Raw genomic sequence first — 18,951 nt, forward strand, 5'->3', positions numbered from 1 at the left:
GATCCTGCCAAATTGACTAGCCGAAAGCGCGGCGTTTGAAAACCCGAAACGCGCGGGGTTTGACCTTTGGCCCTTGCGGGCTTACCTCCGGGGTTCAAGGGCGGGGCGCGCATGTGCCGCGCGACGACAGAGCTGCGGGGAAGCGACATGGCCACGGGTGCATTCGAAGAGATCGTTGAGGATTTCGAGTTTCTCGACGACTGGGAAGACCGCTACGGGCTGGTCATCGACATGGGCAAGGCGATGCCTCCGCTCGAGGAAGGGCTGAAAGTGCCCGCGACCAAGGTGGACGGCTGCGCGTCTCAGGTCTGGCTCTTTCCCGAGATCGAGGGGGGCGTGTTCCGGTTCCGGGGAGATTCGGACGCGCTGATCGTGCGCGGGCTGATCGCGGTGCTGGGCGCGCTCTACAACGGCGTGCCGGTGGCCGAAGTCCCGGCGATCGACGCCAAGGCGGAACTTGCGCGCCTGTCGCTCGAGGACAACTTGTCATCGCAGCGGTCGAACGGATTGAAGGCGATGATCCAGCGGATCAACAAGCTGGCACTCGAGGCGGCCTGACCGCGGTTCGAATTTCGGCTGCGCCGAAATCCGACCGGTTGGGGGCTCTGCCCCCAAACCCCCGTTATCCCGTGGGGGCTCTGCCCCCACACCCCCGAGGTATTTCTGAAGCAGTGAAGAGGCGGCGTCAGAGCCGGGCGAGGGCCGTGGCGAGGTCGCCGTAGCCGGTGAAGCGGCGCTCGTAGGCGAGGCCCAATGTGCGGGCAGCGGCTTCGGCGGCCGCGTCGAGGGCCGGATCATCGGTCTGGGCGAGATAGACGAGGGTCTCATAGTTCCCGAAGTAGGCGTCGCGCAACTCCGGGTGGCGGTCGAGGCCCAGGGGACGCGTCACGAAGGCGTCGAATTGGCGGGCCAGAAAATCGGTAAGGTAGAAGGCGGTGACTTCGTCGCGGGCGGCGAAGCGGTCGTTGCCGTCGAAGAAGCTGTAGCAATGCGGCCCTGCGATCATCGCCGCGCCGTGTTTATCGCAGGTTTTCGCGATCTCGCCGCCGGACCCGCAATCGGCATAGGCCACGAAGACGCCGCTGTAGGCCGGGGCTTCGGCGGTGAGGAGCGCGTCGAGGGCCGGGGCGATCTTGTCCGGGCGGTTATGGAGGATCGCGGGCAGGCACGTGAGGTCGAGATGATCCATGCCGTTCGCGTCGCGGATCGCGATGATTTCCCGGGCCAGTGCGCCACAGGCGACGACGAGCACACGGCCTTCGCCACTTGGGGCGAGACCATCGTTCGTGAGGGCGGCGTCGGTGAGGTCGGTCACGCCAGCTTCACCGCGGTTCCATAGGCGAGGATCTCGCTCGCGGCCTGGGTGATTGTGGAGGTCTCGAGCCGCGCGCCGACGATGGCGTCGGCCCCGAGGGCGCGGGCCTCGGCGATCATGCGGTCGATCGCCTGTTCGCGGGCGCCGGCGAGGAGGGAGGCGTATTCCTTCACCTCGCCGCCCACGAGGTTGCGCAGGCTCGCAACGATGTCCGACCCGATGTGTTTGGCGCGCACCGTCGATCCGCGCACGAGGCCGAAGGTCCGGGCGATGTCGCGGCCGGGCACGCTGTCGGTGGTGACGATGATCATTTCTCGATCCGGTCGTAATTGTCGTCGTCACGATTGCCGAGGCGCTCAGCGATGATGCGCCAAAGGATCGCGACAACGAGCGCCACCGGGACGAGGCCGAACCACCCCAGGGGCATCTCGACAGAGGCCGCCACCAGTGTGCCGATCCAGACCGTCGCCCCGGCTGCCGCGATGACGATCACGAGGATGAGGACGAATTTGTCGGTGGGCATTGGCTCTCCTATTCCTCTGGGAAAGATGGGGAGGCAGGGGGCCGGCGTCAATCGCGGGGTTTCCTGAGTGCGTTCACCGCGAGGGTGCACAGGAGCACGAGAGGCAGAAGCGCGTAGATCACTTGTTGCGTCAGGTGATCGGTGATGATGGCTTCGATCAGCACATATCCTGCGAGACTTGCGGTGAGAAGCGCGAGGGTTGCGAGGAAGATCTTGCGCGGCATCGCCTGTCACCGGTCCTGAAGGTCTTGGCAGAGGTGGGCGCGGACCGGCCCCGGGTCAAGCCCGGGGCGGGATGAGCATGCAAGGCCCCGGGGCAAGCCCGGGAATGGTGGTCAACCGACGGCGCGCTGGTTGTGCTTGCGGGCCATGAAGGTCTTGGCTGTTTCGACGGCCACGGCGGCATCGCGGCAGTAGGCGTCAGCACCGATGGCCTTGCCGAATTCTTCGTTCAGGGGCGCGCCGCCCACGAGGACGATGTATTTGTCGCGCAGGCCTTCGGCCACGAGATGGTCGATCACGATTTTCATGTAGGGCATGGTCGTGGTCAGAAGCGCGGACATGCCGAGGATGTCGGCGTCGAATTCGTCGCAGGCGGCGACGTAGTTTTCGACCGGGTTGTTGATCCCGATGTTCTTCACTTCGAACCCGGCGCCTTCCATCATCATGGTGACAAGGTTCTGGCCGATGTCGTGGATGTCGCCCTTGACCGTGCCGATGACCATCTTGCCGATGGTCGGCGCGCCGGTTTCGGCAAGGAGCGGCTTCAGGATCGCCATGCCCGCCTTCATCGCGTTGGCAGCGAGAAGCACTTCCGGCACGAAGAGGATGCCGTCGCGGAAGTCGTGGCCCACGATGGTCATGCCCGCGACGAGTGCTTCGGTCAGGACCTTGTAGGGGGTCCAGCCGCGCTCGAGGAGGATATGGGTGCCTTCCTCGATCTCGTCCTTCAGGCCGTCGTAAAGGTCATCCATCATCTGGGCGACGAGATCGTCGTCCTCGAGCTCTGACAGAATGATGTCGTCTTCGTCTGCCATGGGGAAGTCCTCCGATGGGTTCGCGCAGTTGGGTCAGTCCTTACATGCGGTGATTTGCCCCGGCAATGCCCGCTATTTGCGACATTCGGCGTTTCGCGGGCGACCTGCGGCAGGTGCTGGCATTCGTTCTTGTTTTGTTCTATATTTGAGCCATGAGCGAGTTGCAGGGAATCGAAAAGGCGCGCCGACGCGGGCGCGGGGTCGGGTCAAACGAGACCGGACGTTTCGAACGCCTGTCGCGGGTCGAGGTCGACGACGGCTGGGCGCGGGAGGTCGAACCGGGGTTGCGCACCGAAGTGCGGCTGGAGGTGCCGCGCTCGGCAATCACGAAGAACACATCGCCCGACGTGCCTTTCGACAGGTCGATAAACCCCTATCGTGGCTGCGAGCATGGCTGTGTCTATTGCTTTGCGCGGCCGTCCCATGCCTGGCTCGGGATGTCACCGGGGCTCGATTTCGAAACGCGGCTGGTGGCGCGGCCGGGGATCGGGGCGGTGCTGGCGCGCGAGCTTGCCCGGCAGTCCTACCGGCCCGCGACCATCGCGATCGGGACGAATACCGACCCTTATCAGCCCATAGAAGGTCGTATGCGGGTCATGCGCGAGGTGCTGGAAGTGCTCTGGGAGCACCGGCATCCGGTCGGGATCGTGACGAAAGGCACGCTGATTGAGCGCGACCTTGATCTGCTGGCACCGATGGCGGCCGAGGGGCTCGTCCACGTGGGCATCTCGGTGACGACGCTCGACCGCAATCTTGCGCGGCGGATGGAGCCGCGCTGTCCGACGCCTGCGCGGCGGCTCGAAACGATCCGCGCTCTGACACAGGCCGGTGTGCCGGTGCGGGTCATGGCCTCGCCGATGATACCGGGGCTGACGGATGCGGAGCTCGAGGCCATCCTGGCGGCGGGGCGCGAGGCCGGGGCGCGGGCGGCAAGCTGGATCCTGCTCCGGCTGCCGCTCGAGGTGTCGGCGCTGTTTCAGGCCTGGCTGGCCGAGCATTACCCGGACCGGGCGAACCGGATCATGGGGCATCTGCGCGAGATGCACGGGGGCCGGGACTATGACCCGGCCTTTGGCAAGCGGATGCGGGGCGAGGGGGTTTATGCCGATCTCATCGCGCGACGGTTCGATGTGGCGAAGGCGCGGCTGGGGTTCGAGGAGCGTTTGCCGGGTCTCTGTCTGGACAAGTTTCGGGTGCCGCGGGAACCTTCGGCACAGCTCGAGTTGTTCTGAGAGGATTGGAGGACTGGACAATGAGTGAAGATCACTACACCGGCGGCTGCCAATGCGGGGCGGTGCGCTATGAGGTCGACCTGGATCTGGCAGGCGCGGTGACCTGCAATTGCTCGCGCTGCGAAAGGATGGGGTTCACGCTCGCCTTCGCGCCGCGCGGGGCCTTCACGCTTCTGAAGGGTGAAGATGCCGTGACCGAGTATCGCTTTGCGAGCCAGACGATCCAGCATCTGTTCTGCGCGACCTGCGGGATCGAGAGTTTCGCCTATGGCAAGATGCCGGATGGCACCGACATGACGGCGGTCAACGTCAATTGCCTGGACGGTGTCGATCCGCGCAGTCTGAAGACGCAGCACTACGACGGCGCCTCGGCCTGAGCCGTCACTGGGTGCGGTCAGCCGCGGCGACGTCCCCGGCGTTCGCGGGGCGCGGGGCCCTTGTCGTCGGTGCCGTCGGAGGCCGAGGAGAAGCCGCCGAGCGCCGCCTCGATCGCCTCGAGCGTCGGTGTGTCGCCGCGCGGGCGGGTTTCCAGCGCCTCGCGCATGGAGCGGAGGTGTTCGGTGGTCGTGCCGCAGCAGCCGCCGATGATGGTCGCGCCACAGTCGCGGGCCAGGACGGCATAGTCGGCCATGAGTTCGGGGGTGCCATCGTAGTGGATATGGCCGTGGACGTATTTCGGGATGCCCGCGTTGCCCTTGGCGATGGTCGGAATCGTGGCCCCGGCGGTCTTGAATCCCAGCACGGTGCGCAAGAGGTCCGAAGCGCCGACGCCGCAATTCGCGCCAAAGCCGAGGGGCGGATTGGGCAGGTCTTCGGCGAGCTTGACGAAGGCGGCCGACGTCACGCCCATCATGGTGCGCCCGGCGGTGTCGAAGCTCATGGTGCCGCACCATGGCATGTCGGCCAGTTCGGCGGCGCGCGCGGCGGCCTTGTATTCCTCGGGCGCGGAAATCGTCTCGACCCAGAGCACGTCGGCCCCGCCCTCCTTCAGCGCTTCGGCCTGTTCATGGAACATCTCGACCGCGCCGTCATAGGACAGCGGGCCCATGGGTTCCATGATTTCGCCCGTGGGTCCCATGGAGCCCGCGACAACGACGGTGCGACCGGCGGCATCGGCGATCTCACGGCCAAGCTCGGCCGCGATGCGATTGAGTTCGCCCACGCGGTTCTGGGCGTCGTGCAATTTCAGGCGCGCAGCGGTGCCACCGAAGCTGTTGGTCAGGAAGATATGCGAACCCGCGTCCACCGCGCCCTTGTAGAGCGCGCGGATGCGGTCGGGGTGTTCGACGTTCCACATCTCGGGCGCATCGCCAGAGGTCAACCCCATGTTGAAAAGCGTGGTCCCGGTCGCCCCGTCGGCCATGAGCCAGTCGTTCGTCTCGAGCAATTTGGAGAGCGCGTTCTGGGTCATATGCGGGCCTTTCATGGGGCGAGGTCGTGCGAGCGTCGTGGTCGCGCCCCTCGTGCCATGAATGTGGCGCGGGTTCAATCAGGGTCAACCCCACGCGCGCGGTCGTTGCGCCGGGTGTGACCGATCCTCCCTGAGGGTGATTTCCCGCAGGATGTCGATCGCGCCAAGGACCAGCGCAGCGCGAGTCGGCGCGGAAAGGTAGAGCGTTTCCCAAGTGGGCGCGAAGGCGGCCTTGAACTGGCGCAATCCCTCGGCGCCGCTGGCACCGTCAAGAGCGCGGCGCAGGCGCCTAAGGATGCGAGGCTCGCCCTGGGTCGCGCCATGGGGGACGGAGGCCAGCGAAAACCGCTTGAGACCCGCGTTCCCCGCCGCCCCGATCGCGGTGAAGACGAGCAGATGCATGAGACCGTCGGGCGGATCGCTGTCCTGGCGCATGAGGTCCAGCGTCGCCTCGTTTCGGTTCATGTGGCAGGTGACGAAGCCGCGCAGGTGGCCCTGCTTGTCGTGTGCGAGCACGATCATCGCGTGGCGCAGGACCAAGGGGTCCCAGACGCCCATGGAAAACCCCCGTTCCTTGCCGCGGGCCGCGCGCCACCGGGCGGCGATACGATCCATGTCGTCAAGCGGCAGGGGCGTCGCTTCGCCGGGATACACGGTGGTCAGGGACAGCCCGGCGGCGCGGGCCTTGCGCAGCTTGCGCCGCAGGGTCCGCCGGTCTGGCCCATCCGCGCAGAACCCGCGCGGGTCGATCCAGCCTTCTCGCGCGATGGGAAGCACCTTCCAGCCGCGGGATCGGGCACCTTGGGCAAGTCGCGCGCCGCATTTGTAAAGGACGGGGGCGGCAAAGCCCCGTTGTGCCCGCTCCGAAAGGCCGGTGAGCGATTCCTCCGCCCCCTCGCGGGTCAGAGGATCGCCCAGCATGACAAGGCTTTGGCCGCTCCGCGCGACGAGGGCCAATGGCCAGTGTCGCCGATTCCACAGGAGCGCGAAACGTCCGTGCCGCAGGAGCGCGGCCTCGGCTCGGGGGGCGGCATCGAGCGCGGCCTCGACCTTGAGGGGCAGGTGGTCGGCAACCACAGCGGCCAGGGTTATGCCGCTGGTGCGGGAGGCCGGAACCCGGGCCGGCGGGCGGGCGAGGAAGATGGCGGCGATCAAGGCAGGCAGCGTATAGTAGACGGCGCGATAAGCGAGGACGGCGGCGAGGAGGGGCTCTGCGGGCACCTCGGGCAAAAGCGCCAGCAGCGCGACCTCGAACGGGCCGACGCCACCGGGAGTGGTCAGGACGAGCCCCGCGCCGAGTGCGAGGAGATAGGCAGAAAAGAGCGTGCCGGGCGCGATGCTCAGACCGTCGGGAAGCATCGACCAGAGCGCGGCACTCGCCGCCGCCGTGTCGATGGCCGTGAAGACAAGGATGAGCCCCATGGCGCGCAGGGGTGGCAAAGGCAGCCGGGCCAGCACGCCGGGCCGCCAGACCGAGACGATCACGAGCGCCGCAGCCGCGCCAAGGACCAGCGCCGACCATAGGCGGCCATGGGGCAGGGCTGCACCGACCGTCGCGACGGTGAGCGCCGTGACAACGGCCCAGGCGGCGAGAAACGACAATGACACGATGACCGAGATGCGCGTCGCGTCGAGAAGCCCGAGACCGGGCAGCAGGCGCCACCTCACGAAGGTGCCGGTGATCGCGCCCATGCCGATTGTCTGACCCAAGGCGATTGCCGCCATGCCGCTTTGGGCAGCGCGGCCGGGATCGGTGCCCGCGCCGATGAGCCGGTGGACGACCACGTCGTAGCGCCCGAGCGACCAGAAGCTCAGTGCCGTGAAGCCGATGCCGAGCGCCCATTGAAGCGGGGAGACGGTGGCGAGCGCCTCGAAGATATGGCCAACATCGAGATCGGCAATACGGTGGCGCAGAAGAAGGGTCAGAACCAGAATGACGCCGAGAGGTGGCAGTTGGCGTAGGAAGAGCCGCGCGGGGGAGATTCGTGGCGCGGTGGAGGTCGCAGCGAACCCACCGACCGTCCCGGGTGAGCCGTCGTCATCGTCGGACACACGCGCCCCATGAAGGCCCGATTGCTTCGGCGGCCAATTGCCCATCCTCTGTCGCCCCTTCCCGTTCGTCGGGGCGACGTTAGCCTCTGCCACCTAAGGTCAGGTTAACGGGCACGGTGGGCGGCGAGGGCACAAAGTTCGCTCAGCCGGCGATACGCTCCATCGGTTCATCTTCGAGAAACAGCATGAAGTCGCAGATGAAGGGCGAGACACGCTCGGGCTGTTCATCGTGCATGGCGTGCGTGGAGTAGGGGATGATGCCCAGATGCGCGTCGGGGATCGACCGGGCGAGGTCGATAGTCTCGTCCACGCTGACCAGATGGTCGTGTTCCCCGCCCAGAATAAGCGCGGGACATTGGATGCGGGTGGTGCGATCGCCGGGATAGGCCCCCGGGGTCTCGTCGCACCACATGGCGACCAGTTGGCGGAACAGCCCGTCCATGTCGGGCTCCGGGTTCAGACGCTCGTAGAGCGAGACCCCTTCCGAGTACTGGGATCGCCAGTCTGACGGGGTCATCGCGCAGAGTTTGTCGCGCACCTTTCGGTTGGGCACATAGCGGTGTGCCCCGATCGTGACGATGCCGCCGAGGGCGACATGGCCCCGGGCGGCGACTTCGAGAGCGGCGACGCCTCCGTCGGAATGGCCGATAAGCGCCGGGCGGTGCAAGTTCATCGCGCGGATCAACGCCTCGACGTCGTCTGCCAATTGCGCATAGCTTTGTCCAAGACCGCCACTTGTCGACTTCCCGTGACCGCGGGTGTCGAGATGGACGCAGTGGAAATCCGAAAAATCTTCCATGAGCGGCTCGAAGTCGGCGAGCGTTCCACCACCTCCGTGCAGGAACAGCATCGTGCGACCGTTCGGGTCGCCCGAGGTCTGAACATGGAGCTGCGCTCCGGCAGTTGTTATCTTGCGTCCTTCCGTGTGCATGGCGTCACCTGTCGATGTTGTCAGGAAATAACACGGATATCGTCCATCGGGTTCAAAAAATTTTTGGACAAAGCATACAGAAAGGGCGCGCAAATCACTGCACGCCCCTGAAACCGAACGGTTTTTATTTGATCAAATTTCGCCCATCAACTGGGCCTTGGCTTCGGCGAGGAAGACCACGCGTTGGGCGCGCACCTCGTCGGCCGAACTCTTGGAGCCCAGGTCCCCGGCCACCTTGCGCACCACGTCCTCGTGTCCGGCTTCCTCGAAGTCGGCCTTGATCACCTCTTTGATATAGGCGTCGAGGTCTTCCCCGGTCTTGCCCAGCAGCCCGGCGGCCCAGATCGCGAGGAGCTTGTTGCAGCGGGCCTCTGCCTTGAACTGCATTTCCTGATCGTGGGCGTATTTGTTTTCGAAGGCGTTCTCGCGGTCGTCGAAGGTGCTCATGTCTCTCGTCCCTTGGCCGATGGTTGGCGGTCGGGACCGATATGCCCGCTCGGGGGCGCTGCCGCAAGACCCGGTAGCACTGCCGGATGCGGTTTGGGCAGTTTGGTTAACTAAGAATCCACATGCTTTGGCCACATTCGGGCCGTTGTCTCCTGCGAGACAGACCTGAACGAGTGGAGAGGTATATGACGATGGGATTCCTGAGCGACTTCAACGATGCCCGCATCGCGGAGGCTCTGTCCGTGGGGACCGCAGCGCCGCGGTCCGCTTCCGACGCGCGGCACCAGCCCGGTAAGGACGCGATCCGCGCGATACTGACCATGCCGGTCGCCATCGCTGCGCCAGATGGCGTGCTTCGCAGCGAAGAGGCCGGCGTGCTTGCCGCGCTTTGCGCCACGACGCCGGTGTTTCAGGCGCTGGGAGTGGATACGTCGCAAGACCTGGCCGAGGATATCGCGGCCAGGATCAAGGCGGAGGGCTTCGATCCCGTGATGCGCGCCGCCGTCGTCGAACTGACGATGACGGAGCGGCGTCTCGCGTTGTCCCTCGCGATGGACATGGCCCGCTACAACCCGACTTTCCAAATCGGGGACGTCCTGTTTCTCATGGAAATGCAACTGGCCATGGGCATTCAGGACGATGATGCCGACCTTATTGCCGAAGACCATAATCTTTTCGGCACCACCTGGGCGGACTGAGGACGACCGGACAAAGCCGAACCCGTTCGGGGCCGGGTCGCTTTCCGGCCCTTGCGCCGCTTGCTCCTGTGCCCACCTTGGTCTAAGAGGGCGCGGACATCCGTGCGGTCGGTTCGCGCGGCAAGGAGATATTCCCGATGGCGCGTCGCAAGAAGATTTACGAGGGCAAAGCGAAGATTCTCTATGAAGGCCCGGAGCCGGGAACGCTGGTCCAGTACTTCAAGGATGACGCCACCGCCTTCAACGCCGAGAAGAAGGCGACCATCGAAGGCAAGGGCGTGCTGAACAACCGGCTCTCCGAGTTCTTCATGACGGGGCTGGCCAACATCGGGGTGCCCACGCATTTCATCAAGCGCCTCAACATGCGCGAGCAGCTCATCCGGCAAGTCGAGATCATTCCGCTCGAGGTGATCGTGCGCAACTTCGCCGCCGGCTCCATGGCCAAGCGTCTGGGTCTGGAGGAAGGCACGCCGCTGCCGCGTCCGATCATCGAGTTTTCCTACAAGGACGACGCGCTCGGCGATCCGCTGGTGCCCGAGGAATACATCATTGCTTTCGGCTGGGCCTCGCAGCAGGACCTCGACGATATCGTGGCACTGGCGCTTCGGGTGAACGATTTCATGTCGGGCGTCATGCATGGCGTCGGCATCAAGCTCGTCGATTTCAAGATCGAGATCGGGCGGATCTGGGAAGGCGACTACATGCGGCTCATCGTGGCGGACGAGATCAGCCCGGACAGCTGCCGCTTGTGGGACGTGGAAACCGGTGCGCATCTGGACAAGGACGTGTTCCGCCGCGATCTGGGGTCGCTCACCGATGCCTATACCGAAGTCGCACGGCGACTGGGCGTCATGCCGACCAACGTGACCCATACCGGCGCGAAGCCGAAGCTGATCAACTGAAGGAGCGGGCGATGAAAGTGCGTGTGGACGTGATGCTGAAGAACGGGGTTCTCGATCCGCAGGGCGAAGCGGTGCGTCATGCCTTGGGCTCGCTCGGCTTCGAGGGCGTGGAGGGCGTGCGTCAGGGCAAGGTGATCGAGCTCGACGTGGCAGAGGGCACCGACGAGGCGACGATCAAGGACATGTGCGAGAAACTTCTCGCCAACACGGTGATCGAGAGCTACGCGATCCACATGGCGTGACCTCCGGCGCGACCAAGCAGAAAGCCGCCCCGAAACGGGCGGCTTTTTGTTTTCGATCAGGCGCTTGCGGGCGTCTGTTTGAGTGGGAAGTGAAGTCGCGCGGAGGTGCCGATGCCGCCAAAGACCGGCTCCCATGCACCGCCCAGCTGCGCCACCGAGGCTTCGATTACGGCAAGCCCGATGCCCGTGGTATGCGACACCGCCCCCATGCCGACGCCGTCGTCTGACATTTCGAGCACGAAGGTGTCGCCGTCGACGAGCCTCCCGTCGAAGCGGATCGTGCCATCGCGCCCTTCAGGGTAGGCGTGTTTGATCGAGTTCGACGCGAATTCGTTCAGGATCACGCCCACCGCGCTCGCCTGCTCGGCGGTGACCATGGCGCGGTCGCAGGTGGTGACGATGGAGACATTCGCGGGCGCGGTGCCCCCGAGGATCACGCCGACCTTTTCGACAAAGGCGCCGAGGTTCATCTCGTGACTGGCACTCGTCTTGTAGAGTTGTTCGTGAAGGGCCGCGACCATCTCGATGCGCGATTGCACCTGCGTGAGGGCGGCGCGCACTTCGTCGCTCTTGGTCTTGCGGGCCTGGATGCGGGTTAGGGCCGAGATCGACTGAAGCGAATTCTTGACCCGGTGGTCGACTTCGCGTTTGAGCATCTCGGCCTGTTGCACGGCCTGTTTCAGCTCCATCTGGGCGACGACCTGACGGGCCATGACGCGCAGGGTTTCGCGCTGCATGCCGGTCAATTGCCGGGGCACAACGTCGATCGCGCAGAGGGCCCCCATGACCTCGCCGGTCGAGAGCCGGAGCGGCGCGCCGGCGTAGAAGCGGATGCCGTCCTTCTGCGTTACCAGCGGGTTCAGCCGGGTGCGCGGGTCCTGCGAGAGGTCCATTATTTCGAGAAAGTCGTCCTCGAGCACCACATAGGCGCAGACCGAACGATCGAGACTGGTTTCCGATCCGTCGAACCCCGTGCGTGCCTTGAACCACTGGCGGTCCCGGTCCACGAGCGACACGAGCGCGGTGGGCACCTCGCAGACGCGGGCGACGAACTCGGTGATCTCGTCAAAGCCCGGTTCAGGGTCGCTGTCGAGGATGCAGAGCGCCTCGAGCTTGTCGAGACGATGGTCATTGCCCGTCGGTTCGGGCGGCAGCGGGGGCGTGGAGGTCATGTCGGGGTTCCGGGTCGGCGCTGTCGCGTTGAGGGGTTGATCGGAAGGCACGTCACCGGGCCGGACGCTATAACCGATACTCTGGCTACGCAATAGAGTTCGCAGCCCCGGCCAGCGGCTTGACCCGGTCCGGGTGGGGGACTATCAGCAGGCCATATCCAGCCCGTCCTGATCCGATCGGAGTGCGTCTCATGAAAGCTGCCGTCATCGTCTTCCCCGGTTCCAACTGCGACCGCGACATGGCCGTCGCCTTCGAGCGTGCGGGTGCCGATGTCACGATGGTGTGGCACAAGGACACGGCGCTGCCCGATGGGCTCGACATCGTCGGCGTACCGGGCGGCTTTTCCTTCGGCGATTACCTGCGCTGCGGGGCCATCGCGGCGAAATCCCCGATCTCGGCATCGCTCAAGAAACATGCCGAACGCGGCGGTTACGTGCTGGGCGTGTGCAACGGCTTCCAGGTTCTGACCGAGACGGGGCTTCTGCCAGGGGCCCTGATGCGCAACGCGAACCTCAAGTTCATCTGCAAGCCCGTGGACCTGAAGGTCGAGACCTCCGCCTCGGATTTCACCGCCGGATACAACGCGGGCGACGTGATCTCGGTCCCCGTGGCGCATCATGACGGCAACTACACCATCGACGACGAGGGCCTTGCCCGCCTGCGCGGCGAGGACCGGGTGGCTTTCACTTATGCCGAGAATCCCAACGGCTCGGTCGGCGATGTCGCGGGGATCCTGTCCGCGAACCGCCGGGTGCTGGGGATGATGCCGCACCCCGAGCGCGCTGTGGACGCGCTTCATGGCGGCACCGACGGGGTGGCAATGTTCCGCTCGCTCGCGCAGGGGCTTGTCTCCGCCTGACTTGAGCGCGCGCCCGGCGGGGCGTAAGACTGTTTCATGACGGATCGGGACGACACCGAGAGCACGCAGTTGCGGCAACCGGCGCCCATCGGGCTCGTCGGACGGATTGCCATCGTCGTGGCGCTGGCAGCGGCCATCGCCGTCGTCTGGGTCTCGAACAAGCTCCTGACCGAACGCTATACCGAAAGCACCCGCGCACGAGCCGAGCTTCGGCTCGCGCTCTATTCCGGGAACCTCCTGTCCGAGCTTCAGCGCAATTCCGTGGTGCCGTTGCTCCTGTCGCGCGACCCGGCCTTCATTTCGGCGCTGTCGTCGGAAGATTACCTCAATTCCTCGCAACGCCTGATCTCCTACCGTGACGAAATCGGCGCCGCGTCGCTTCTGCTTCTCGATCAGGGCGGGCGCGCGGTGGCGGCTTCGGACCGGGAACGGCTGGGGTCGCAGCACCGCCAGTCGCCTTATTTCGTGGAAGCGCTCCGAGCGTCGGATACGGTGTTCACCACGGCCCAGACCGAAGCGGGCGGCTATCAGTTCGCCTATTCCCGCAAGATCACCAACGGCGGCGCGCTGATCGGTGTGATCGTGGTCGAGGTGGATCTGACCAAATTCGAGAAAAGCTGGGCCGGAATCTCCGACGCGGTCTTCGTGACCGACAGCACCGGCACCGTGATCCTGACCACCGAACCGCGCTGGCGCGGGCTGCCCGAGAACGAGGCGCTGAACGTCATGCCAGCGCCCTCGGCCATCGAGACCGCGCTCAACAAGACCGCCGAATGGGCCGCGCTGCCGTCGGAGGCCTTCTTCGCCGGCGACGACGTAATGCGCCAGGACGCACGTATCCCGTTCCAGGGCTGGCGCATGACGAGCTTCACCACATATGCTTCGGTCCGCGAGCGCGTGAACGGCGTCCTCGCGCTCGAAATCATGGCCTTTGCCATCCTGCTCGCTCTTGGCTTTTACGTGATGAGCCGGCGCGCCACCTCGGCCTCCCGGTTCTTCCAACTGGAAAGCGAGGAGCTTCGCCAGCTGAACGACCGGCTCCAGAGCGAAATGAGCGAACGCAAGAAAGCCGAAGAGAACCTTCAGGTGGCCGAGCAGACGCTCCAGCAATCCTCGAAACTCGCGGCCCTGGGCGAGATGTCGGCGGCGGTGAGCCATGAGCTCAATCAGCCGCTCGCCGCGATGAAGACCTATCTGGCGGGGGCGAAGCTCCTGTTGCAGCGCAAGCGTCCCGAAGAGGCACTGTCGTCCTTCCAGCGGATCGACGATCTGATCGAGCGGATGGGCGCGATCACCAAGCAGCTCAAGTCCTATGCGCGCAAGGGGGGCGATGCCTTCCAGCCGATGGACGTGCGCCAGTCGATCTCCTCGGCGCTGTCGATGATGGAGCCGCAACTCAAGCGCCGGCAGGTGCGCATCACCCGCAACGTGCCGCGTGAGCCGGTGATGGTCATGGGCGACAATGTGCGGCTCGAGCAGGTGCTGATCAACCTTATGCGCAACGCCATCGACGCGACAAAGACGATCGACGATCCGCAGGTGGATATCCTCCTGACCGGCGGCGATCAGGTCAGGATCTCGGTGCGTGACAACGGGCCGGGGGTCGCGGACCTCGACCAGTTGTTCGAACCCTTCTACACGACCAAGGCGCCGGGCGACGGGGTCGGACTTGGCCTCGCCATCTCGTCGGGTATCGTGACCGACTTCGGCGGACGGCTGACCGCGCGCAACGGAACTGCCGGGGGGGCTGTATTCGAGGTAGAACTTCCTATCTTGAAGGACAGGAACAAGCAAAACGACAGCGGCGTTCAAGCCGCAGAATAAGAGAACAGGCGAAGGCCGGGTGGGATGGACCCGGATGTAGGCCCCAACGGGGCGCGGAGGGTACATAACCAATCATGGCACAGGCAATGAAAATAGCGATCGTCGACGACGAACAGGATATGCGCCAGTCGATCAGCCAATGGCTCGCGCTCTCGGGTTTCGATACCGAAACCTTTCCCTCGGCTGAAGAAGCACTCAAGACGGTGGGGACCGATTACCCTGGTGTGGTCATCTCGGATATCCGGATGCCCGGAATGGACGGGATGCAGTTTCTCAAGAAGCTGATGAGCGTGGACTCCGCGCTTCCCGTCATCATGATCACCGGCCACGGCGACGTGCCCATGGCGGTGGAGGCGATGCGGGTCGGCGCCTACGATTTCCTCGAAAAGCCCTTCAATCCGGACCGGATGACGGAGCTCGCCAAGAAGGCCACCCAGAACCGGCGCATGACGCTCGACGGCCGCATCCTGCGCCGCGAGCTTGGCGACGGCACGACCATCATGAAGAAGCTCGTGGGAGCCAGTCCCCTGATGGAGCGGCTGCGCGAGGATATCCTCGACATCGGCCAGGCCGAAGGTCACGTGCTCATCGAAGGTGAGACCGGGACGGGCAAGACGCTCGTCGCCCATGCGCTTCATGCGGTGGGGGCCAAGACCGGGCGCAAATTTGTCGTGGTGCGCTGCGCCGGACAGGACGAGGACGAATTGGGCAAGAAGCTCTTCGGTCCCATGGATGAGGGCGGGCAGCTGCCGCTCGTGGAAGAGGCGCGCGGCGGAACACTTGTGCTCGAGGACATCGAGGCCCTGCCGCATGCGCTTCAGGCCAAGCTTTTGTCCTGGATGAACGATCAGGGCACGCCGCCCGAAACCCGCGTGGTCGCGGTCTGCAACCTTCAGGAAGCCGGCAAGACCTGCGAGGACTGCCTGCGACCGGACCTGTTCTACCGGCTCGCGACCATGACGATCACCTTGCCGCCGCTGCGCCAGCGGGGCGAGGACATCCTCATGCTCTTCACCCGCTTCGCCGACGGCTTCGCCGAGGAATACGGCTGCCCCGCACCGGGCGTCTCGGCGCAGGAGGCGGCCCAGCTTCTCCAGGCACCATGGCCCGGCAACATCCGTCAGCTCATCAACATCGCCGAACGCGCGGTGCTGCAATCGCGGCGCGGCACGGGAACGATCTCGTCGCTCCTGATGAACGACCACGACGACGTCTCGCCGGTGGTGACGACCGAGGGCAAGCCGCTCAAGGAATACGTCGAAGCCTTCGAACGCATGCTCATCGACAACACGATGCGCCGTCACAAGGGGTCGATTGTGGGCGTAATGGAAGAGCTCTGTCTGCCGCGCCGGACGCTCAACGAAAAGATGGCGAAATACGGATTGCAGCGGTCGGATTACCTCTGACCGGATGCGATGCCGGAAATGCAAAACGGCGGGCCTTTCGGTCCGCCGTTTCGTATTCCGTGGTGCTCAGGTTCAGGCGAGCGAGAGGTTCGCAGCCGACTCGCGGCCGTCGCGGCCCGACTGAAGCTCGTAGGTCACTTTCTGACCGTCGGGGAGCTCGGTGAGACCGGCGCGCTCGACCGCAGAGATGTGAACGAACACGTCCTTGCCGCCGTCTTCCGGCTGGATGAAGCCGAAGCCCTTCGTTGCATTGAACCATTTCACGGTGCCATTGGCCATCGTGTTGTCTCCTATTGATATGCTGCCCACGGTATGTGGCAGCTCGGCTTGTCAGAGCGAAGAAGCAGACTGGGCCGGTGAAGGAGACAGTAGGCGGTCGGTAACGTAGCACCCCCACCATAGCGCAGGTTTTCACACGCTTCAATCGGCCTTGAAGGGCAGGCGGCAATGCAGCCGGGTTCAGCCGAGGATCAGCAGGACAAGCGGAATCGTGACGACCGAGGCGAGGGTCTGGAGCGTGACGATGCCTGCCATGAATGTGCCGTCGCCACCCATCTGCCGGGTCAGGACATAGGCGGAGGTCGCGGTGGGGATGGCCGAGAAGATCACGAGGACCAGCGCCTCGGTCTCGGGCAGGTCGAGCGCCCAGCCGATGCCAAAGGCAAGGACGGGCAGCGCAGCGAGGCGCAGCGCGGCATTCCCGGCCAGAACCCCGATCTCGCGCCTGAGCGTCGCGGGCTGGAGCGCCGCGCCCACGCAAAGAAGCCCGAGTGGCAGGCTTGCCCGGGCGAGGAGATCGAGAAAGCCGTCAGTTCCGAAGGGCAGGCCGATGCCCGAGAGGGCGAGCGTCGCACCGATGAGACAGCCCAGGATCAGGGGGTTGGTGAGCAGCATCCTGGCCAGCATCCCGGGACGCCTGAGCGTGCGCCCGTCGGTGAGCGCGAAGATCGAGATGACGTTCACCAGCGGCACAGCGACAGCGAGGTAAACGGCGGCACGGGTCAGCCCCTCGGTGCCCAGGAGGCTCCCGGTGACGGCGAGACCGAGGTAGGTGTTGAAGCGGATCACGCCTTGCAGCGCCGGGCCGAAGCGGGAGGGCGGTGTCGGGCGCAGCGCGCGGCCGGCGAGCATGAGCGCCGTGGCGACAAGTATAGTGACCACCGCCGCGCCGCCAAGTCGCAGGATCGCGGGGTCCCCCATCGGCGCGCGCACGAGGCTGGTGATGAGAAGCGCCGGGAACAGGGTGTAGTAGTTGAGCCGCTCGGCAGAGGCCCAGAACTCCCGGCTCGGAAACCCCGCGCGGGCGAGGCCAAAGCCAAGGACGATCAGCGCGAAGAGGGGCCAGATGGTGGTGAAGAGCAAGGGGGACTCCGGGTCGTTGACACCGGGTTAGCAGGCTGCGCGGGGACGGGCCAGTCCGCCCAAAACGAAAACGGCGCGCCGGGTGGGGCGCGCCGTTCGTGATCTCGGACAGGGCTTACTTCGGCCCGATCATATCCTCGGGCCGGACCACGCGGTCGAACGTCTCTTCGTCCACGAAGCCGAGGCCAATCGCCTCTTCCTTCAGGGTCGTGCCGTTCTTATGCGCGGTCTTGGCGACCTTGGTGGCGTTGTCGTAGCCGATGGTGGGGGCGAGCGCCGTCACCAGCATCAGGCTTTCCTTCATCAGCTTCTCGATGCGCGCCTCGTTGGCCTCGATCCCGTTCAGCATCCGCTCGGTAAAGCTGTCGGCGGCGTCGCCCAGAAGCTGCATCGACTGGAGCAGGTTGTAGGCCATCATCGGGTTATAGACGTTAAGCTCGAAGTGCCCCTGCGAGCCTGCGAATTTGATCGCGGCGTCGTTGCCCATGATGTGGGCGGCGACCTGCGTGAGCGCCTCGGCCTGCGTCGGGTTCACCTTGCCGGGCATGATCGACGAGCCGGGTTCGTTTTCCGGCAGGATCAACTCGCCGAGGCCCGAGCGCGGGCCGGAGCCCAGGAACCGGATGTCGTTGGCGATCTTGTAGGCAGCACCCGCCGTGGTCGCGATGGCGCCGGACATGAACACCATGGCGTCATGGGCCGAGAGCGCCTCGAACTTGTTCGGCGCGGTCACGAAGGGCAGGCCGGTGATCTCGGCCATGTTCGCCGCGACATCCTCGCCCCAGCCGGGACGGGTGTTGAGGCCGGTGCCGACGGCGGTGCCGCCCTGCGCCAGCTCGTAAATCCCCGGGAGTGCGAGCTTGATCCGCGCGATGCCGTTCTCGATCATCTTGGCGTAGCCCGAGAACTCTTGCCCGAGCGTGAGGGGTGTGGCGTCCTGCGTGTGGGTGCGCCCGATCTTGATGATGTCCTTGAACTCATTGGACTTGGCGACGAGGCCCTTGTGCAGCTTCTCGAGCCCCGGAATGAGCACGTCGCGCGCCATCATGGCGGCGGCGATATGCATCGCGGTGGGGAAGGTGTCGTTGGACGACTGGCCCATGTTGCAGTGATCGTTGGGGTGGACGGGCTTTTTCGACCCGATCTCGCCGCCAAGGATCTCGATCGCGCGGTTCGAGATGACCTCGTTCGCGTTCATGTTGGACTGGGTGCCCGACCCGGTCTGCCAGACGACGAGCGGGAAGTTGTCGTCGAACTTGCCCTCGATCACCTCGCCAGCCGCCTCGATGATCGCGTCGGCGATGGTGGCGTCCATATCGCCCGAGGCCTTGTTCGCCTGTGCGCAGGCCTTCTTGATCACGCCCAGAGCACGCACGATGGCGACGGGCTGTTTTTCCCAGCCGATGGGAAAGTTCATCAGCGAACGCTGGGTCTGCGCGCCCCAGTATTTATCGGTCGGAACTTCGAGCGGGCCGAAGCTGTCGGTCTCGGTGCGGGTCTGGGTCATGGGAAAGGCCTCCGATGCGTTGTCGGGGCC

22 protein-coding genes are annotated in these 18,951 nt (G+C 65.1%); 9 read left to right on the plus strand and 13 right to left on the minus strand.

What is annotated here, in order from left to right:
• The first annotated feature begins 147 nt into the window (after nucleotides 1-147).
• The gene (locus tag KJP29_RS11700) at nucleotides 148-558 is read left to right on the plus strand and encodes a SufE family protein (RefSeq protein ID WP_218463733.1); all 411 of its coding nucleotides are present in this window, start codon (nucleotides 148-150) and stop codon (nucleotides 556-558) included.
• 127 nt (nucleotides 559-685) lie between these two features.
• Here the strand turns inward: KJP29_RS11700 and KJP29_RS11705 are convergent, their stop codons facing one another.
• The 5 genes from KJP29_RS11705 to KJP29_RS11725 all read right to left on the minus strand — a co-directional run bounded on the left by KJP29_RS11705 (nucleotide 686) and on the right by KJP29_RS11725 (nucleotide 2,875).
• Nucleotides 686-1,315 carry a DUF1638 domain-containing protein gene (locus tag KJP29_RS11705; RefSeq protein WP_218463734.1) on the minus strand — a complete coding sequence of 210 codons (630 nt, stop codon included), beginning with the start codon at nucleotides 1,313-1,315 and terminating at the stop codon, nucleotides 686-688.
• Nucleotides 1,312-1,626, minus strand: coding sequence for a YbjQ family protein (locus tag KJP29_RS11710; protein WP_218463735.1), 315 nt, complete (start codon nucleotides 1,624-1,626; stop codon nucleotides 1,312-1,314). Before KJP29_RS11710 ends, KJP29_RS11705 begins: the two co-directional genes overlap by 4 nt.
• On the minus strand, nucleotides 1,623-1,838 hold the full coding sequence (locus KJP29_RS11715; protein WP_218463736.1) for a hypothetical protein: 216 nt from the start codon (nucleotides 1,836-1,838) through the stop codon (nucleotides 1,623-1,625). The genes KJP29_RS11710 and KJP29_RS11715 overlap by 4 nt, the downstream gene beginning before the upstream one ends.
• Before the next feature lie 47 nt (nucleotides 1,839-1,885).
• Nucleotides 1,886-2,062 carry a hypothetical protein gene (locus KJP29_RS11720; RefSeq protein ID WP_218463737.1) on the minus strand — a complete coding sequence of 59 codons (177 nt, stop codon included), beginning with the start codon at nucleotides 2,060-2,062 and terminating at the stop codon, nucleotides 1,886-1,888.
• 111 nt (nucleotides 2,063-2,173) lie between these two features.
• The gene (locus tag KJP29_RS11725; RefSeq protein WP_218463738.1) at nucleotides 2,174-2,875 is read right to left on the minus strand and encodes a B12-binding domain-containing protein; all 702 of its coding nucleotides are present in this window, start codon (nucleotides 2,873-2,875) and stop codon (nucleotides 2,174-2,176) included.
• A gap of 152 nt (nucleotides 2,876-3,027) precedes the next feature.
• Between KJP29_RS11725 and KJP29_RS11730 the strand changes: the two genes are divergently transcribed.
• Both KJP29_RS11730 and KJP29_RS11735 read left to right on the plus strand, forming a co-directional pair.
• Nucleotides 3,028-4,107: a PA0069 family radical SAM protein gene (locus KJP29_RS11730; RefSeq protein WP_218463739.1), complete on the plus strand. Its 1,080-nt coding sequence runs from the start codon at nucleotides 3,028-3,030 to the stop codon at nucleotides 4,105-4,107.
• 20 nt (nucleotides 4,108-4,127) lie between these two features.
• The gene (locus KJP29_RS11735) at nucleotides 4,128-4,484 is read left to right on the plus strand and encodes a GFA family protein (protein WP_218463740.1); all 357 of its coding nucleotides are present in this window, start codon (nucleotides 4,128-4,130) and stop codon (nucleotides 4,482-4,484) included.
• Nucleotides 4,485-4,501: 17 nt separating this feature from the next.
• On the opposite strand, the gene bmt is transcribed toward KJP29_RS11735, so the two are convergent.
• The 4 genes from bmt to KJP29_RS11755 all read right to left on the minus strand — a co-directional run bounded on the left by bmt (nucleotide 4,502) and on the right by KJP29_RS11755 (nucleotide 8,948).
• Nucleotides 4,502-5,518: a betaine--homocysteine S-methyltransferase gene (gene bmt / locus KJP29_RS11740; protein WP_218463741.1), complete on the minus strand. Its 1,017-nt coding sequence runs from the start codon at nucleotides 5,516-5,518 to the stop codon at nucleotides 4,502-4,504.
• An 84-nt stretch (nucleotides 5,519-5,602) separates the two neighbouring features.
• Nucleotides 5,603-7,570: a phosphatidylglycerol lysyltransferase domain-containing protein gene (locus tag KJP29_RS19440; protein ID WP_218463742.1), complete on the minus strand. Its 1,968-nt coding sequence runs from the start codon at nucleotides 7,568-7,570 to the stop codon at nucleotides 5,603-5,605.
• A gap of 142 nt (nucleotides 7,571-7,712) precedes the next feature.
• A complete protein-coding gene (locus KJP29_RS11750) occupies nucleotides 7,713-8,501 on the minus strand; it encodes an alpha/beta fold hydrolase (RefSeq protein WP_218463743.1) in 789 nt (262 codons plus the stop codon).
• A 132-nt stretch (nucleotides 8,502-8,633) separates the two neighbouring features.
• The gene (locus tag KJP29_RS11755; RefSeq protein ID WP_218463744.1) at nucleotides 8,634-8,948 is read right to left on the minus strand and encodes a DUF1476 domain-containing protein; all 315 of its coding nucleotides are present in this window, start codon (nucleotides 8,946-8,948) and stop codon (nucleotides 8,634-8,636) included.
• Between the two features lie 185 nt (nucleotides 8,949-9,133).
• Between KJP29_RS11755 and KJP29_RS11760 the strand changes: the two genes are divergently transcribed.
• The 3 genes from KJP29_RS11760 to purS all read left to right on the plus strand — a co-directional run bounded on the left by KJP29_RS11760 (nucleotide 9,134) and on the right by purS (nucleotide 10,790).
• Nucleotides 9,134-9,646, plus strand: coding sequence for a hypothetical protein (locus KJP29_RS11760; RefSeq protein ID WP_218463745.1), 513 nt, complete (start codon nucleotides 9,134-9,136; stop codon nucleotides 9,644-9,646).
• Between the two features lie 137 nt (nucleotides 9,647-9,783).
• Nucleotides 9,784-10,548 carry a phosphoribosylaminoimidazolesuccinocarboxamide synthase gene (gene purC / locus KJP29_RS11765; protein WP_218463746.1) on the plus strand — a complete coding sequence of 255 codons (765 nt, stop codon included), beginning with the start codon at nucleotides 9,784-9,786 and terminating at the stop codon, nucleotides 10,546-10,548.
• Between the two features lie 11 nt (nucleotides 10,549-10,559).
• Nucleotides 10,560-10,790 carry a phosphoribosylformylglycinamidine synthase subunit PurS gene (purS, locus tag KJP29_RS11770; RefSeq protein WP_218463747.1) on the plus strand — a complete coding sequence of 77 codons (231 nt, stop codon included), beginning with the start codon at nucleotides 10,560-10,562 and terminating at the stop codon, nucleotides 10,788-10,790.
• A 56-nt stretch (nucleotides 10,791-10,846) separates the two neighbouring features.
• On the opposite strand, the gene KJP29_RS11775 is transcribed toward purS, so the two are convergent.
• Complete coding sequence (locus tag KJP29_RS11775) at nucleotides 10,847-11,962, minus strand: sensor histidine kinase (RefSeq protein WP_218463748.1); 1,116 nt, start codon at nucleotides 11,960-11,962, stop codon at nucleotides 10,847-10,849.
• A 191-nt stretch (nucleotides 11,963-12,153) separates the two neighbouring features.
• Between KJP29_RS11775 and purQ the strand changes: the two genes are divergently transcribed.
• The 3 genes from purQ to KJP29_RS11790 all read left to right on the plus strand — a co-directional run bounded on the left by purQ (nucleotide 12,154) and on the right by KJP29_RS11790 (nucleotide 16,052).
• On the plus strand, nucleotides 12,154-12,822 hold the full coding sequence (purQ, locus tag KJP29_RS11780; RefSeq protein ID WP_218463749.1) for a phosphoribosylformylglycinamidine synthase subunit PurQ: 669 nt from the start codon (nucleotides 12,154-12,156) through the stop codon (nucleotides 12,820-12,822).
• A 36-nt stretch (nucleotides 12,823-12,858) separates the two neighbouring features.
• A complete protein-coding gene (locus KJP29_RS11785) occupies nucleotides 12,859-14,646 on the plus strand; it encodes an ATP-binding protein (protein ID WP_218463750.1) in 1,788 nt (595 codons plus the stop codon).
• Nucleotides 14,647-14,720: 74 nt separating this feature from the next.
• Nucleotides 14,721-16,052: a sigma-54 dependent transcriptional regulator gene (locus KJP29_RS11790; RefSeq protein WP_218463751.1), complete on the plus strand. Its 1,332-nt coding sequence runs from the start codon at nucleotides 14,721-14,723 to the stop codon at nucleotides 16,050-16,052.
• A 72-nt stretch (nucleotides 16,053-16,124) separates the two neighbouring features.
• On the opposite strand, the gene KJP29_RS11795 is transcribed toward KJP29_RS11790, so the two are convergent.
• From KJP29_RS11795 to fumC, 3 genes are all read right to left on the minus strand, one after another.
• Entirely contained in the window at nucleotides 16,125-16,331 is a 207-nt protein-coding gene (locus KJP29_RS11795) for a cold-shock protein (RefSeq protein ID WP_218463752.1), read from the minus strand.
• A gap of 180 nt (nucleotides 16,332-16,511) precedes the next feature.
• Nucleotides 16,512-17,414 carry an AEC family transporter gene (locus tag KJP29_RS11800; RefSeq protein ID WP_218463753.1) on the minus strand — a complete coding sequence of 301 codons (903 nt, stop codon included), beginning with the start codon at nucleotides 17,412-17,414 and terminating at the stop codon, nucleotides 16,512-16,514.
• Nucleotides 17,415-17,529: 115 nt separating this feature from the next.
• Nucleotides 17,530-18,921: a class II fumarate hydratase gene (gene fumC / locus KJP29_RS11805; protein WP_218463754.1), complete on the minus strand. Its 1,392-nt coding sequence runs from the start codon at nucleotides 18,919-18,921 to the stop codon at nucleotides 17,530-17,532.
• Nucleotides 18,922-18,951: the final 30 nt, after the last annotated feature.

This window comes from Maritimibacter sp. DP1N21-5, assembly GCF_019218295.1.
In the GTDB taxonomy this organism is placed as follows: domain Bacteria; phylum Pseudomonadota; class Alphaproteobacteria; order Rhodobacterales; family Rhodobacteraceae; genus Maritimibacter.

Bases quoted from the DNA above. Each gene is read 5' to 3' on its own strand.
- KJP29_RS11700 (WP_218463733.1), top strand. From the start codon at position 148: ATGGCCACGGGTGCATTCGAAGAGATCGTTGAGGATTTCGAGTTTCTC.
- KJP29_RS11710 (WP_218463735.1), bottom strand. From the start codon at position 1,626: ATGATCATCGTCACCACCGACAGCGTGCCCGGCCGCGACATCGCCCGG.
- KJP29_RS11715 (WP_218463736.1), bottom strand. From the start codon at position 1,838: ATGCCCACCGACAAATTCGTCCTCATCCTCGTGATCGTCATCGCGGCA.
- KJP29_RS11720 (WP_218463737.1), bottom strand. From the start codon at position 2,062: ATGCCGCGCAAGATCTTCCTCGCAACCCTCGCGCTTCTCACCGCAAGT.
- KJP29_RS11725 (WP_218463738.1), bottom strand. From the start codon at position 2,875: ATGGCAGACGAAGACGACATCATTCTGTCAGAGCTCGAGGACGACGAT.
- KJP29_RS11730 (WP_218463739.1), top strand. From the start codon at position 3,028: ATGAGCGAGTTGCAGGGAATCGAAAAGGCGCGCCGACGCGGGCGCGGG.
- KJP29_RS11735 (WP_218463740.1), top strand. From the start codon at position 4,128: ATGAGTGAAGATCACTACACCGGCGGCTGCCAATGCGGGGCGGTGCGC.
- bmt (WP_218463741.1), bottom strand. From the start codon at position 5,518: ATGACCCAGAACGCGCTCTCCAAATTGCTCGAGACGAACGACTGGCTC.
- KJP29_RS11750 (WP_218463743.1), bottom strand. From the start codon at position 8,501: ATGCACACGGAAGGACGCAAGATAACAACTGCCGGAGCGCAGCTCCAT.
- KJP29_RS11755 (WP_218463744.1), bottom strand. From the start codon at position 8,948: ATGAGCACCTTCGACGACCGCGAGAACGCCTTCGAAAACAAATACGCC.
- KJP29_RS11760 (WP_218463745.1), top strand. From the start codon at position 9,134: ATGACGATGGGATTCCTGAGCGACTTCAACGATGCCCGCATCGCGGAG.
- purC (WP_218463746.1), top strand. From the start codon at position 9,784: ATGGCGCGTCGCAAGAAGATTTACGAGGGCAAAGCGAAGATTCTCTAT.
- purS (WP_218463747.1), top strand. From the start codon at position 10,560: ATGAAAGTGCGTGTGGACGTGATGCTGAAGAACGGGGTTCTCGATCCG.
- KJP29_RS11775 (WP_218463748.1), bottom strand. From the start codon at position 11,962: ATGACCTCCACGCCCCCGCTGCCGCCCGAACCGACGGGCAATGACCAT.
- purQ (WP_218463749.1), top strand. From the start codon at position 12,154: ATGAAAGCTGCCGTCATCGTCTTCCCCGGTTCCAACTGCGACCGCGAC.
- KJP29_RS11785 (WP_218463750.1), top strand. From the start codon at position 12,859: ATGACGGATCGGGACGACACCGAGAGCACGCAGTTGCGGCAACCGGCG.
- KJP29_RS11790 (WP_218463751.1), top strand. From the start codon at position 14,721: ATGGCACAGGCAATGAAAATAGCGATCGTCGACGACGAACAGGATATG.
- KJP29_RS11795 (WP_218463752.1), bottom strand. From the start codon at position 16,331: ATGGCCAATGGCACCGTGAAATGGTTCAATGCAACGAAGGGCTTCGGC.
- fumC (WP_218463754.1), bottom strand. From the start codon at position 18,921: ATGACCCAGACCCGCACCGAGACCGACAGCTTCGGCCCGCTCGAAGTT.